Source organism: Bacillus cereus group sp. BfR-BA-01382 (genome assembly GCF_022663475.1).
GTDB classification, from domain to species: domain Bacteria; phylum Bacillota; class Bacilli; order Bacillales; family Bacillaceae_G; genus Bacillus_A; species Bacillus_A thuringiensis_S.
Genome location: NZ_JAKUFQ010000018.1, coordinates 14,530 through 29,004, shown reverse-complemented (window position 1 = coordinate 29,004; position 14,475 = coordinate 14,530). Strand labels below are relative to the sequence as shown.

Sequence of the window (14,475 nt, the reverse complement as noted above, 5' to 3'; positions counted from 1 at the left end):
ATCGTTACCCCCACATTCAAGAATATAAAATTATACCTATTAATTCACATTCTTTTCTCTTTATATCCGCTATTACTTTTTGCACTGTACGTAGTGAATCTTTTCGCTTTTTAACTGCTAAAACCACTCCATCGCACTTCCCTGCAATAATGTGCGTAGCAGGAAGGTCAAATACTTCAGAGGAATAAAAGAAAATGTAATCAAAATCTTCTTTCCACTTAGCAATCGCATTATCAAATTCATCCATAGCAATTAAGGGTGTCCCTGTGTGTACTGTTTTTTTTGCAGGAATACAATATAAGTATTTAGACAAATTACTAGAAAAAGATTCATAATTGCAGGGGGAAGAACTTATTATATCGTTTACTGTTATCATGTGATTACTTTGTAATAATACATGTAGTTTAGGGTCAGAAAAATTCACATCAATAAGTAACACCTTTTTCTTCATTTCCGCAAACACTAGCCCCATATTTACTATAAGCGAGGCAACAACACCTCTGTCCTTCGTTGAACTAACTGTGAACAGTTGTTTTCCAGATTTTTTCAGCTCGTGATATACCGTATAAAACTGCTCTTTCATCAGATCATCATGCATATTGAATGGCAGCTGTTTCTTTGTCCTAAACATCGACATGTTCACCTCGATATATAGATGATTGTTTATCAACCTCTGTAGGTTTCTTTTTTCTATTCGGTTTCATATTTATGTAACCAATAACAGAAACTGTAGTTATTTTCTCTAAATCCTGTTCCACGTATATACGTTCATCAAAATAATCTCGAAATACAGCTAAACCTATACCAACAAAAAAACTAACAATTAAAGAAATAGGAATGATTAGTTGAAATTTCGGAAACAATTTTTCGGCCTGTTCCTGTAACTCAGGATCAGTTAATACTTTCACTCCTTGTACATTTGTGTACTGTTGAAAGCTTTTTTGTGATTGCTCTGCCAATGCCTTTACTATGTCTTTCACGACTTTCGGATTGGAATCTTTTACTGTAACAGTTACAATTTGTGAGTTGTCCGTATTTACCACCGAGATTTTTTGTGCTAATTCATAACTTGATTGCTCTAATTTCAAAGTTTTTTTAACTGTTGAAATAATTAATGGGCTTTTTAAAATATCGACATACGATGTTACTAGTTGCTTATTTTCTTGTGTTTTATTTGTTGAATTTTCCTTATTAAACTCATCTAAATTCCCAACAAGAATTTGCGTTGAATATTGATATGACGGCTTTAAAACATACATAGAGATAAGAACTAAAGAAGCGGTTAAACAACACATCGTTAAAATAATCGTTACGAATCTTCTTTTCAATAATTGTTGAAAATCTTTTATACTCATTTCTTGCTTCAATTATTTCACCGCCCTTTTCTGAATAACATCCTGCAAGTCACTCTTTACAGATAACCCTTTCTCCTTTCTATCCACTTGTTTTGTTACATACTTTCCGACTCTCAATGCAAATTTTTCTACATATATATACGAAAGCATTGCAAATATAAACGAAAAAACAAGTGAAAAAATTAAAATAATAGGCAACGGTAATATTTTATGGAGCATGTATATAAGGGAAAATAACGATATAATATGATATAAATAAAGACTGTAAGAAATCTTCCCCAAATATAACAAGTATTTATTACGTAGTAAGGACGACAAAGTTGATATTGACAAGCTTAATATGACAAATAGACATGCGCTTATCGCCACTACATAGTCTCGAAATATAAAATTATTGAGCACTTTCATTTCTCCAATAAGCCCTTCATACATAAAAAGTAAAATCGCAAATAAAAACCATGCAATTTTCGTGTTTTTAGTACAATTACTATAAAAAACTATTAAATTATTTTTATACTTCGCAACTAGTGCTCCTAGTAAAAATAGCACCGTATAATGCAAAGTTAATGCATAGCTTGTTAATGTTAAGCCCGAACGAAACAAAAATAATATGATGACAGAACATATACTAAAACTAAACAATAATAGTAATGAACCCCTTAACGTTTTTCGTAAGCAAATCATCAAAATTAACGGGAAAATTATTGATATTCGCATTTCATGGACAAGCGACCAAATCACACCGTTATATGCATCTGTATTATATTTCCCAACCAATAAAATATGTTGTGCGATTAAGCTTGAAGAACTTTCAATCGTCCATGAGCGATTAAACCATTCACTTAAATAAGAAATACCATATTCACTAATTGTAGTCTGGCATATAATCGCTATAATTATTGCCACAATATAAGGAATATATATTCTGCATATACGTTTTAAAAGGTATGACCCATAGCTACTATAGTTTTTTTGAATAGATTCATACAAAACAAATCCGCTCAAAACAAAAAAGATAATAACAGATTCGTTACCACTACTAAAAATTAGACGAGCAGGTGTTTCTTTTAATAGATACACAACAAATGGTTTATTATCTTCATAACTGTAATTTTGAAATGCTGAAAAAATCATTAAATGATGACCAATCATTACTACTAATGAAGAAATCCCTCTTATAGAGTCCAATTCTTCGTATCTCTTCATCTTTTTACATCAACTCCTAATGAAATGATACTAATCATTTCAAAGCGACATCTTTATTCATATTCCTCTCCTTTCTTTTCATTCCAATTTTTCATATTAAAATGATTTTATAGTATAAATTTGAGTGTATTGTAACATTTTTTGTAATATTATGAATAGTAAATCTCAAAAATTGGTATATACCAATTTCAACCTCGAAAAATGAGTAATATTGATAGAAAAACACTATAAAAATATCTTGCATATTTACAAAATTAAAGAGATGAATAGCGTTTTTTCAATATAAAATAAAAAAGATAGCCTATATAGGCTATCTTTTTTATTTTATTTAATTACTGGCACCACTATATGCTACATGTCGTTTCTCAATTCTTTCTTCAATTTCTTTCATATTTTCTTTATTATTTAATAGTGATTGTTTATTTTCAATTAATAATTGTTTAAAAGATTTTCTCACTTTTTTTCTCATTTTCATTGTCCTCCTTGGGGGATGGTTTATATAAAAGATAAAGAATTATCTGTGTGTCCTTATAATAATTGATTGTTGTGAATTCTATTTGAACTTCATATGAAAATTCCGTTTATTTTCTGACAACTTTGTGAACACGAAAAAAAGACTCTCTAAAACTATGTTGAAATTAATTCACTTCATTATAAAAATTACTATTTCCATCAACTTTTATCATTATATCTTGTCGAAACATTTATATATTTAAAATTGATTTCGACATAATTTTATTTACTATAATACTGTTTATAAAAACAAAAAGAAGGTGTTGCATAAGTCAAAGTTCGACTTATGCAACATCCCTCTTTCTAAACTATTTATAGCATATTTATTAATATTTCAGGTCTTCCCCAATTCATTTCTTCACAAACAAATTTAAGTTTTTCTTCATCCATTGTGTGTAGTCCCTCTTCTAGTGCACATGAAATTGGAACTTCACAGTGAATTTGTGCTAATTGCAACGAAATATTTAAGTTCTCTAAATCACTTTCAATCTTCGTACGCTGCGCTTTCGTTAATGATTCTACATTTTCTAGTACAGCGGATACTGTTCCGTGCTCTTGAATAAGCTTATACGCTGTTTTTTCACCGATACCTTTTACACCTGGATAATTATCACTTGTATCTCCCATGAAAGCTTTTGCATGGACGATTTGCCACGGCTCTACACCTTTTTCTTCCATGATTTTCTCCGGTGTGTAATATTCGTAATTTCCAATTCCTTTACGCAGAAGCATAACTGTAACGTTCTTATCAACAAGTTGAAGTAAATCTGTATCACCAGTTAAAATATAAACTTCAGCTTCATTGCAATATTGTTTTGCAAGCGTACCGATACAATCATCGGCTTCGTAGCCTTTCATACCGATAACTGGAATGGATAATTTCGCAGTCATTTCTTGCACTAAATCAAATTGAGGAATTAATTCTTCTGGTGGCGCTGCACGATTTGCTTTATAATTCGAGAACGATTCTGTTCTAAATGTCGTACTTCCCATATCCCAGCATGTAACGATATGTGTTGGTTCGATCGCTTGCGTAGCTGTTAACAAGTGTTTCATATAACCATGAATCCCGTTCGTAGGGGTTCCATCTTGTCGTTTCATAAATTGTCCGTAGACACTTGTTGCGTAAAAAGCACGAAATAATAGTGCCATACCATCAACTAATAATACTTTTTTCATAATTCCTCTCCTATTAAAAAAATAATAACCTCACGTTATCACGTAAGGTTATATAAATAGATTACCATTCTACGTTTTTGCTCAACTTTGTCTATTATACATGGTTTTTGTATATTTAGCACCATTCACACATTAAGACATCCTACTACAACAAGTATGCAATATGCCTGAATACGTATTTTTTCCAGTAGAAACAACGACAGCCTTTGCATTTCCACTAACAATATGCGAACCTTTAAAACATACATTTTCAAGCTCAAGTGGATTATAATCTTTCATCCGTTTTAATGGAATAAATCGTTTACGTTCAAGGTGATAGCAGCTTTCAAACTTCTCTATACTCGCTTCGTTTCCCGTTAACACAGACTCATTTACTAATAAATCATCTGCATAAATAATACGTACATCAGCTGGCACAGCATCTCCAGCCGAAAGAAAAATCATATCTCCAGGTACAAGTTCTTGCACTGGTATCTCCATCATTTTCAGTTCACTATTTAGCCCTGTACTACTAGAACATTCTACTCTAGATACAGTAATCGTTTCACGTTGTAATTCATCACACACACGTTGTTTTGAAAAACCTGGGATCATGCCACCAAGCTTCATCATTACTTCTGCAAGAAGTGCTCTTTTTGAAGTTAGTTCATTTCGGCCATATACTTGAATACGTTTTTGTGCCTCTTTCATTGATAGTCCGTCTCTTGTTGTTTTAAAATATGCAAATACAGATTTTACATCTCTTGTTGCAATTTCAATTAATAAATCTTTATTTTTTTGAAGCATTGTTTGTTCTTTTATTGATTTTTTACTTAGTTTATATGACGTGTTACCCACAGTTTTGTTTGCATATAACATATTATCGTCTCCTCCTTTACAACATAGGAAGAAACGCTTTGTTTCTCAATTTATCCACTTTACTGTGAAAGTGTCTAGCGCTTTATAAACGCTACATTGTGATAAATATAGAGGGAGGAACAAATCGTTTCCTGCCTACATCATATATTTTTGATTTGAAGTATATGGGTAACGGAACCGAGTCAGAATTTGACATGCTCCTCACCTCCTCGTTTAATTTTATAGTTTATACTATGAAATTACTCATAGCTTGGTAACAAAAAAGACCCCTACCCTTAAGAGAGTAGTGGCCATTACATACACAAATAAACGATTTCTAATATAATTAGAAATCTACGGACCTCTCCCTCACCGAGTTTTAGCACTGTATAGCATAGGTACATTACCAGCTACGTTAAGAAAAACCTTAATTCGATCATTCCTGTTGACCCATTGGCGTCTCTCGACATTTTTGGGCAGTAGCATTTCTCTATACAGGAGCCTCACCTAACAGAGACTTATTTTCATTACATTGAAAATGTTACTCTTATTTAAAATAGATGTCAACCGTAGCCTACAATTTTTTCAAAAGGTATGGCAAACTAACATATATAAAGTGAAACTTTAATCAGTGGGGTTTTGTTCATCCCCCACTGATTATTAGCCCTCACCAATCGGGCTGCCCGGCAAATAGCGGAATAAAATAAAAAACTTTACGTTTAAACGTAAAGTTTTTAATAAGTTATACAGCCAGCAATTACAATCCCAATTGAAAGCGATAAAAACATAAGAAAAAGACCGACTGCTTGATTATCTTCTTCAAGACTTTTGTTTATATTAAAGCGTGGTGTAAGCCACTCAGCTAAATAAAAAACGATAATTTGAGCCAAAATCCCAACTGCTCCCCACGAAATCATATCAAGAAGTGAAATTGAATTAGCTGCTGTCGAATATAAAACAATAGCTAACCCAAGTAATCGTCCTCCAAGCACATAGCTTACCGCCTTATTCCCTTGAGCCATTAACTTAAATTCCTTAACTTTCGTTGTCACTTCCATCAAGAACAGACCAATACATAAAAGTCCGAGTGTTACTGCTAAATATGATAAAAAATTAATCATTTTTCCCCCTCCTTTTTATACCTACCGGTAAATAGTACGATTCATTTCCTGTAATCTTTTCTCCCGCGCGAATACCGATACTACTTGCTTTTCCAGCAATTAAAAAAGAACCAAACACATACGACAGTTTCTCCATCCCTTTTTCTGTTTCCAAGGATACGACTGGAAGTTCTATATACTTTTGAAATATCGGCAGTGAAGTTTTATACGTTTGATGTGCATTTTGAAGCATAATATTTTCATCCTTATCGCGAATCGTAATTGTATCTCCTTCTCTACCAAATGAAGGTTTTTGAACGAAAGAACCTTTTCCTAAAAATAAATCTGGTTCTAAATATGTAGGTAACATATATTCTTTAATCCACTGTTGTTCCTCGTTTGTATAAAAGACTTCTTCTTCTGCTAACCCCCAAATAAGACACTGAATTGATTTTGGCTGAAGTAAAAATGCTGACAAAGGATTTATTATAAAAAGCTTTCCGGCTTTTACAAGTTGCAGCAGTTCCACACCTACCAAATCTCCTGTTTCAGGATCTTGATCCTCAATTAAATCTTCTATCGGATATGTTTGACGATATAAAACATCAATCTTCGCCCCATCTTTATCAACTAGAGCACCTTTCGTAATTCTAAGTTCTGACATTGGCACTACTTTATTTTCAACATGGCATAACTGACTTAAATACATAGTCGTATTCCAATCCTCAATATGTTCATGATGTGCTGTAAAAACAACATTTGGATTGTCTAATCCCTTTGTCGCTTCCATTACAGCTTTCGTAACACCAGAAGATAGTAATCGTTCTTGATCCGAGTTTGGATCATCATAACCTAGGTTTTCACAAACTTTTCCATTCATTTGAAAGCATTCCATAATAAAAGTTGGTGTATCACTATTAAACTCAAGCATTTTAATTTGGTTATCAACCGTTATAACGAAATCAAATCGTGAAATAACAGATTCAGGATATAATCCTTTCATTCTAATGAATGATAAGCTCGCAGGAGGAAAACCAAGCTCAAGAATCTGTTCGTCACTTAAATTTCGCAAAAGTCTAGCAGTCTTAAAAAATATTTTACCCATTCGTTCAGTCGCTAAGTGTAATTGTTCCAAAGTCTGATTTGTTATAGAAAAAACATGAAACAAACTATATTCACATTCATATAAATCCGACCAAAAATTCGGATATTTTAAATAAAAATCTTTTCGATCCCTTATGTATTGCGACATATTTTAGCCCCCAAATCCTCCCTTTGAACCGCTTCCAATTCCACCTTTAAATTCAGCAGACGATTGATACGATTTAAACGCCGATGAATTTTTAAAAGTGGATTTATTTTGATAATATCGCCCACCATAGAAATAATGCCCACGATAACCTGAACTACTATCATCACACTGCCATACCCCAAGTTCATCATCCCAATCCCAATCAGAACAACTATTATCATTCGGTTTTGGGGGAAGATCTTGTGCGCAACCAAATAAAGTGCCAGTCATTAAAGACGTTACGACACCACCTACTAGCCATTTCGTTTTTGTCACCTTCGCACTCCCCTTTTTAAATTCTATTCCTATTATATAGGATGGCATGATAAAGTAGAAGAAAAAGGAAGAAGAGGGATGAAATGCGCTTAGAATATCGACTTAATGATGAAACGAAAGGGTATCCTGCTTTATGGAACTACGCCAATATTTCTAATTCTGAAATTATCGCACGCATGACTTGTGAATATTTTATTAAAGAGAAAAATACTTATGTTGTTACTGCAACTTCGGTTGATCCAGACGGAACAGCAGTTATTTATATTCAAAAAGAAGTTTTCGCCAATGACCCTTCAGACCCTACATACTCCCACATCGGTTTTGAAATTAGAGAACTAAGTGAAACGAGTTCAAGCTTAGTAGATAGTCAAGATGTATGGAACTACGAAGAAATTTTACCATCTCTTCATTCAGATATTATATATATTCAGCGAGACGGCATGTCTATGGAATTCTCCTTGGATTCAAGAGAGATTGATGAAGACAGAAAGTGCTACATTTATTACGGAAACTTCACAGGTGAATCAAGATAATATTGATATATCTATGCAACAAAAAAACCTTACGTATAAAACGTAAGGTTTTTATATAGCCCCACATATGCCGTTCTCTCTAGATGTCCATAAACCTGCTCTCACAGGTGGATGCTCTCACAAATGTTTGTAACTTCCTTCTTAAAAAGATGGCATGTTAGCTACATTTAAATATTGAACTTCCATATTAAACTTATTGGTTTAAGACATGCATAAGCTACGTACACCGTAGGAATTTTATATAAGGTTAGTTGAAATAAGACCCCCGCACGTGCCGCTCCTCGTAAATGTCCAAAAACCCGCTACTCGCAGGTGGATGCCCTCACAGTTACCGTACATCTTCCTCCACAAGGAAGGCTTGATGATGGTCGCTAAATATTGAGCTTCCGTATAACTAACATCGGTTTTAGACATAAATAAGTTACGTACACCGCAGGATGTATTATTTACTTGTCGTTATATTATCACATTGTTTCCAATGTGTAAAATACAAAGTTTTTCGAGCAATCTCTTGCTTGTGACCTTATTTTAATACAAATTATTTTTGCATGCAAGTGATTAATCTTCTTCTTTTGCAATTTGATTTTCTGGATAAGAAATCCAATCACTCCAGCTACCCGCATACAATTTAACATTTTGGAATCCAGCCAATTTTAACGCAATGATATTTGGACATGCCGTAACACCAGAACCACAATATACAATGGTTTCCTTATCTTTCGACAGATTTTGGAATCGTCCTTGTTGCTCAGCTTCATTCTTAAATTGTCCTGATTGCAACATTCCATCCTTCCAAAAATAGTTTGCTGCTGTCGGAATATGTCCTGCTTTATGATCGACAAGTTCCTCTACACCAGCATAACGTTTTGGCTCTCTTGAATCAATTAACGTAACATCTGCACCTGCCTGGATATTCTCTCTTACTGTTTCCATCGATACAAGCATATGATCTTGTATGTTTGTTTTGAATGTTTTTCGTATAACAACAGGAATTTCCGTTGTTGTCGGTAGTCCATTCTCTTTCCAAACCGGGAAACCACCATCTAATATATATACTTTCTCATGTCCTACATAGTTACATAACCACCATAAACGAGCAGCATTTGCACCAGCTTGACTGTCATACGCAATTACTGTCGTATGTTCATCAATACCAACCTCCGAAAGCTTGTCCGCAAACTCTTCAATGCTTGGCAACGGGTGGCGGCCACCATGCTCTACTATAGGACTTGATAAATCTAAATTCAAATCAAAATATAAAGCATGAGGAATATGTTCTTCTTCATACTTTTCTCTACCCCAATTAGGATTCGCTAAATCAAAACGACAATCGATTACACGGACGTTCTCATCTTCTATATGCTCACGTAACCATTCGACTGTAACTATCATCTTTAACGACCTTCTTTCTCTTGTAAACGACTTACATACTCCATAACCATTTCTTCTGTAACATATTTACGCTGCAAGGTAACACCATTTTTTGCAAGATCATTAATTTGCTTTGTTACAACATTAATGACATCAACCGAAAATTCTTTCCCATTTGACGCAAGAGATACGGCTGCTTCAATAGCTGCTTCACGCTGCGCATCTAATTGTAAACATGCTTTTACACTTTCATTTTGTTTACGAGAATGTGCTGTAATTGCTTTATGTACTTCCATCTTCTCTTCCCCCTAAATAAGTTATACGTTCTAATTCAATTCCATTGCAAGCCGAATCATATCACGGCATACAATGCCATTTTCAATAATCTCTTCTTCATAATGCTTCGAAAAGTAATCAAAATCAATAGAAAAAATACGAAATCCACATTTTTGATATAAAGCAAGTTGTGAAACACTAGAATTACCTGTACCAATTTCCAGTTTTGACATACCATATCCTTTAGCAGTTTCTACAGCATGACTTACTAGCTTCTTTCCAATCCCTTTTCCTTGCACATGCTCTGCAACCGCAATATTCATGATTTCCATCGTCTTTGGCCTTGTTTCTAAAAGAACATATACACCGATAACGCTACCCTCTTGCTTTGCTACGTATGTTAATCCTCTTTGTACATATGTAGCTATTTGCCGTTCACTTGGATCAGCAAGTAGCAATAAAGACTTCGGTATAGCTTCTTCTTTCGAAATATACTCTATTACTACACCCATAAAAATTCCCCTTTCTCTATTGTTCTAAACCCTCCTTGTCTACCATAATTAATAGAAAGGAGGGGTTCATCATGGACAACAATGAGAAAAAATGCAACGTCATCTCTATTGATGGAAAGAAGAAGAAAAGCGACACGTATTCCTACCCAAAATTAGTAGTAGAAAACAAAACATATGAATTTTCTTCATTCGTCTTATGCGGTGAAACACCAGATGGCAGACGACTCGTTCTTACTCATATGATTTCTACCGATGAATTTGCTGGATTTGTCAAATCTTTAGATACTGTACTGCAAAAGAAAATTGAACGAATCTTTTTCTCATAACGACTATATAACATAAATTTCTTTTTCAATCTCTACTAACTGCTTTTGCAATTGTTCTTTACTTTGTTGATATAGAGATACATCGATCGTTTCAGCCAATGCAAACAATATACTTTCATAATAGTTCATCACATCTTGTTGCATCACTTTTTGGAATAAGTTCCACTTCATATCCCATTCTTGCTTATAATGATGAACAAATAAATCTTTTTCATCGGCTACATAGTTTGATACGAGCGGTTCTAATACAGATTTAGCGTCTTCTTGCATAAAAGCTTTGTCATTCTTTTCAAAAAAGCTTTTCTCATTTTTAAAATGTGCCAGTGCTTTTTTGAAATCTTTTATTTCAACTGAAGGGAACGGTTCTTTATGTGTAATATCTTTATATTCATACTCCACTGTTCCATTCATAGAAATTGATTGATTTTCTACTTTACAGTTCACTACAATTTCGTCCTTTGCACGCTTCATCGCTTCGTCTATCCATTTTTCAAGACGTAATGATGTCGCACGCATTTCTTGTAATAAATCATGCTGAATAAATGCTACTAATTCCATAACACACTGTTGCAATTGTGTTTTCACATTTCCATCCGTTCGAAGTGACGCCGGATTAATAAATTCAGTAAACACATCGTTATAGCGTAGGAATAGACGCTGTTGCACGTAATAAAGCAACTCTTTCACTTCATTTTGCATCGCCTGTTCTTCAGCAAGTACACTATATGATGAAATGATATGAAGTAGTTGACCACGCTCTGCTTCATATTTTTTCGTTTGCTTCTCTTTCTCTTCATTCCCCTGCTTTGCACCATTTATCATGTTTACTAAAAGCTGATCTGCCCCTTGCAACGCACCATATAGAGCATGCACAGAAACAAGCATTAAATCTCTCATCATAAAGGACGTAAATGATTCCTCAAACTTAGTAATTCCAGAGTTTTGTAAAATACCATACTTCTCTTTTTCAACATTCTTTCCTTGTTTCTCTTCAAGCGCACATAAACTTGAAATTGCAAATAAACGCGGATTTCTAATACCGTATTGCAGTAGCTGATCTGCGATATAACCTTTTACCATTTCAAGTTCTTCTTCAGACTCTGCTAAATCCGCCGCATTAATTAAGAAGAACATTTTATCAAGGGCAAAGGTATCCTTTACACGACCAAGCTGAATTAAAAATTCACGATCAGCACGAGAGAATACATGGTTATAATATGTTACAAATAAAATAGCATCTGCGTTTTTAATATACTGGAATGCAACATCCGTATGGCGAGCATTAATAGAATCCGCTCCAGGTGTGTCTACAAGCGCTACTCCCTGCCTTGTTAAAGCACAATCATAATAAAGCTCCATATACTCAACGAAGCATGATTTTTCTTCGTTCGCTACATAATCAGAGAACTCTTCTAATGTAACTTGTACTTGTTCTCCTAAATAAGTAGAAACTGCATCATACCCTTTTTGTACCGCTCGTAAAAAGCTAAATGTTGTTTTTTGCTTCCCAGTTGGTGAAGGATATTTCATAACTTTATCAATTTGTGCTAACGCCTCATCTAACGTAGTAATCTCATAATGAAACAGCTTATAAACAGCTTTCATATCTTCTAATAAAGCTTGCTTTGATTTGAATTGAACCATTAATGTTCCGTGTGGTTTTTCCTCTGTAACCGGCAAAATTTGATTAATCGTTGCCGTCGTCGGATTTGGTGATACAGGAAGTACCTTCTCACCTAGTAAGGCATTGGCAAATGATGATTTCCCAGCACTAAAAGCTCCGAATAACGCTACTGTAAATTGTTTCGTTTCCACACGACGCCTTTTTTCTATTACCTCTTGCTGTACATGTTTCAGCGCTGGCAATGGCTCTAATATCATTTCAGCTTTCTTCACTTTCTCTAATATACGCTGAATATTTAAAACTGCTGTTCCTTTTATCTCTTCTTCATGAGCCGCCCCGTTATCATTTACAATCTCCTGCTCTTGTAGTGTAAATTTCTCACTAACAATTTGTTTTTCACGTTGCAATATCTCCTCTATTTGCAATCCTTCTGGTGTAGCAACACGCTCGCGCCAAATATTTTGTAAATAACTTTCATATGTCTCTAAATTGTTACTGTATTGTAATTCCGTCTCTTTTGCCGTTTGCAACATCGTATATTTTTCAATCTCTTGTTCCATACGAGCAACTGCTTCCTTCACCTTTTGCTTTAAAACGACTGCACTTTTATCAAAAATTTGCTGAGCTTTTGTAAAATAACGTTTCTTCAGTTCATTCGCTACATCCGCTGTATAAAGAAGTAAGTAATCACCTGTGAAACCTGCACCTTGTTTAATGACTTCAGCTAACATTTCTGGTCCAAAAGCAATTTCTAAAGCATATATGTCTTTCCCAATTTCCTCCGTGAACAATCCTTCTTCTTTTAAGAAGGCCACAATAAATTCTTTCACATGAAAATCAAGTTGCGTTTCAACAGTCTTTTGAAGGGCAGAATAAAACGCCTCTACACGTCTTTGTTTTTCTTGCTCCGTCTTTCCTTTTGCAAATAGCAAACCAACTTTAAACTTTGTTAATTTCGTTTCTAAATATGCATTTGCCAATTCTCTCATTTCAAATGGCATTAAATACGCGTTATCTAATATAGCTTGTAAACCTTTTATAAATTCGTTTCTCACATGAGATTCTTTACTAGCCTCGCGATGTTTAATTTCCGTTAGCTCTTCTTTCTTTTCAACTATTTCTGAAATCGAAAGCGGTGATGCTAACTCTTCCTCATATGTCAAAAGAGCTTTTTCATTTTCAGAAAGAATAAACGAGAAATGTTCCCCCATTAAATATTCTGTTTCTCGCTCCATTCCATCTCTTACATACTGCTCTTTTTCTTTCATAATAGATGTAATTAATGTTTCTAAGCTTCCAATTTCATTTTGTGGATGTTTCATCATTCTTAATGACGTATAATAAACTCCATCTACTTCAATATCCCAGTTAGAGAACGATTGTTTTACACTATCTTTATAATCCTCAAACGATAATTCATTTTCTTTATGTTTATCTATTTGATTTACAACGAGATAAACCGTTTTATTACGTTGTTTCAATTCTTTAACAAATTGTAAATTCACTTCCGATTGGACGTGATTATAATCCATCATATAAAAAATTACGTCTGCTAGATGCAGCGTTGATTCTGTCGCTAATTGATGGGCATCATCTGTTGAATCAATCCCTGGTGTATCAACTAACATAACACCCTCAGGAATTGGCGCATCATTCCGATAAATATGAACACCAATTACCTCATCACCGTCTTTACAAATTTGTTTTAATTCTTCCGCTGAATATGCACCATCATATTCGTACTGTTCTCCAGATTTAATCGTTACAACAACACGATCAAATCCCTTTTCAATTTTAACGACGTTAGCGCTTGTCGGAATTGGACTTGTTGGTAACAACTGTGCTTTATATAGATGATTCATCATCGTTGATTTCCCTGCAGAGAAGTGACCGCAGAACGCTATCATAAGCTGTTCTTGTTTATATTTTTGAATCACCTCAAACAACTTTAAACTATTCTCTGCATCGCCGTGTTTTTGCCACTCTTCATAAAAACAAACAAGTTTTCTCATACCGTTTGTCTGTACTATGTTTGTCATCCCCTTGTTCCCCTTTATCCAAGATGTATATACTTTT

Annotated in this window: 15 protein-coding genes, 2 other RNA genes and 1 riboswitch; of the genes, 2 read left to right on the top strand and 15 right to left on the bottom strand. The window is 34.2% G+C overall.

All coding sequences use genetic code 11. The features are described 5' to 3' along the window. Window positions 1-16 precede the first annotated feature (16 nt). The 9 genes from MR160_RS10460 to MR160_RS10420 form a co-directional block, all read right to left on the bottom strand. On the bottom strand, window positions 17-637 hold the full coding sequence (locus MR160_RS10460; RefSeq protein ID WP_041488115.1) for a CpsD/CapB family tyrosine-protein kinase: 621 nt from the start codon (window positions 635-637) through the stop codon (window positions 17-19). Continuing rightward, entirely contained in the window at window positions 624-1,367 is a 744-nt protein-coding gene (locus tag MR160_RS10455) for a YveK family protein (RefSeq protein WP_242297325.1), read from the bottom strand. The genes MR160_RS10460 and MR160_RS10455 overlap by 14 nt, the downstream gene beginning before the upstream one ends. Then, window positions 1,368-2,561, bottom strand: a complete 1,194-nt coding sequence (locus MR160_RS10450; protein WP_000833052.1) for an acyltransferase family protein — start codon at window positions 2,559-2,561, stop codon at window positions 1,368-1,370. Between the two features lie 328 nt (window positions 2,562-2,889). Further along, window positions 2,890-3,030, bottom strand: coding sequence for an FbpB family small basic protein (locus tag MR160_RS10445; protein WP_001228048.1), 141 nt, complete (start codon window positions 3,028-3,030; stop codon window positions 2,890-2,892). A gap of 356 nt (window positions 3,031-3,386) precedes the next feature. Next, window positions 3,387-4,253 carry a 5'-3' exonuclease gene (locus tag MR160_RS10440; RefSeq protein ID WP_000757068.1) on the bottom strand — a complete coding sequence of 289 codons (867 nt, stop codon included), beginning with the start codon at window positions 4,251-4,253 and terminating at the stop codon, window positions 3,387-3,389. Between the two features lie 132 nt (window positions 4,254-4,385). Further along, window positions 4,386-5,111 (bottom strand): P-type ATPase actuator domain-containing protein, encoded by a 726-nt coding sequence (locus tag MR160_RS10435; protein WP_000964950.1) that lies wholly within the window; start codon window positions 5,109-5,111, stop codon window positions 4,386-4,388. A 335-nt stretch (window positions 5,112-5,446) separates the two neighbouring features. Further along, window positions 5,447-5,612, bottom strand: a riboswitch (M-box (ykoK) riboswitch). A 212-nt stretch (window positions 5,613-5,824) separates the two neighbouring features. After that, window positions 5,825-6,211: a DUF350 domain-containing protein gene (locus tag MR160_RS10430; protein ID WP_000606873.1), complete on the bottom strand. Its 387-nt coding sequence runs from the start codon at window positions 6,209-6,211 to the stop codon at window positions 5,825-5,827. Next, entirely contained in the window at window positions 6,204-7,442 is a 1,239-nt protein-coding gene (locus MR160_RS10425; protein ID WP_000084926.1) for a glutathionylspermidine synthase family protein, read from the bottom strand. The genes MR160_RS10430 and MR160_RS10425 overlap by 8 nt, the downstream gene beginning before the upstream one ends. A 3-nt stretch (window positions 7,443-7,445) precedes the next feature. Next, the gene (locus tag MR160_RS10420) at window positions 7,446-7,757 is read right to left on the bottom strand and encodes a hypothetical protein (RefSeq protein ID WP_000169030.1); all 312 of its coding nucleotides are present in this window, start codon (window positions 7,755-7,757) and stop codon (window positions 7,446-7,448) included. An 83-nt stretch (window positions 7,758-7,840) separates the two neighbouring features. Here MR160_RS10420 and MR160_RS10415 point away from each other — a divergent pair, with 83 nt between their 5' ends. Beyond that, window positions 7,841-8,290: a hypothetical protein gene (locus MR160_RS10415; protein WP_001235522.1), complete on the top strand. Its 450-nt coding sequence runs from the start codon at window positions 7,841-7,843 to the stop codon at window positions 8,288-8,290. Window positions 8,291-8,344: 54 nt separating this feature from the next. Here the strand turns inward: MR160_RS10415 and ssrS (MR160_RS10410) are convergent. The 5 genes from ssrS (MR160_RS10410) to MR160_RS10390 all read right to left on the bottom strand — a co-directional run bounded on the left by ssrS (MR160_RS10410) (window position 8,345) and on the right by MR160_RS10390 (window position 10,449). Further along, window positions 8,345-8,528, bottom strand: a non-coding RNA gene (ssrS, locus tag MR160_RS10410) — 6S RNA. Between the two features lie 21 nt (window positions 8,529-8,549). Continuing rightward, window positions 8,550-8,732: non-coding RNA, 6S RNA (gene ssrS, locus MR160_RS10405), on the bottom strand. A 116-nt stretch (window positions 8,733-8,848) separates the two neighbouring features. After that, window positions 8,849-9,682: a sulfurtransferase gene (locus MR160_RS10400; RefSeq protein ID WP_000637581.1), complete on the bottom strand. Its 834-nt coding sequence runs from the start codon at window positions 9,680-9,682 to the stop codon at window positions 8,849-8,851. 2 nt (window positions 9,683-9,684) lie between these two features. Beyond that, complete coding sequence (locus MR160_RS10395; RefSeq protein ID WP_000451820.1) at window positions 9,685-9,957, bottom strand: YpbS family protein; 273 nt, start codon at window positions 9,955-9,957, stop codon at window positions 9,685-9,687. A gap of 30 nt (window positions 9,958-9,987) precedes the next feature. Then, on the bottom strand, window positions 9,988-10,449 hold the full coding sequence (locus MR160_RS10390) for a GNAT family N-acetyltransferase (protein ID WP_000539328.1): 462 nt from the start codon (window positions 10,447-10,449) through the stop codon (window positions 9,988-9,990). A gap of 71 nt (window positions 10,450-10,520) precedes the next feature. Between MR160_RS10390 and MR160_RS10385 the strand changes: the two genes are divergently transcribed. Next, window positions 10,521-10,775 (top strand): DUF3931 domain-containing protein, encoded by a 255-nt coding sequence (locus tag MR160_RS10385; protein ID WP_000369740.1) that lies wholly within the window; start codon window positions 10,521-10,523, stop codon window positions 10,773-10,775. Between the two features lie 3 nt (window positions 10,776-10,778). Here MR160_RS10385 and MR160_RS10380 read toward each other — a convergent pair whose 3' ends face one another. Continuing rightward, a complete protein-coding gene (locus MR160_RS10380) occupies window positions 10,779-14,438 on the bottom strand; it encodes a dynamin family protein (protein WP_242297323.1) in 3,660 nt (1,219 codons plus the stop codon). Between the last annotated feature and the right edge of the window lie 37 nt (window positions 14,439-14,475).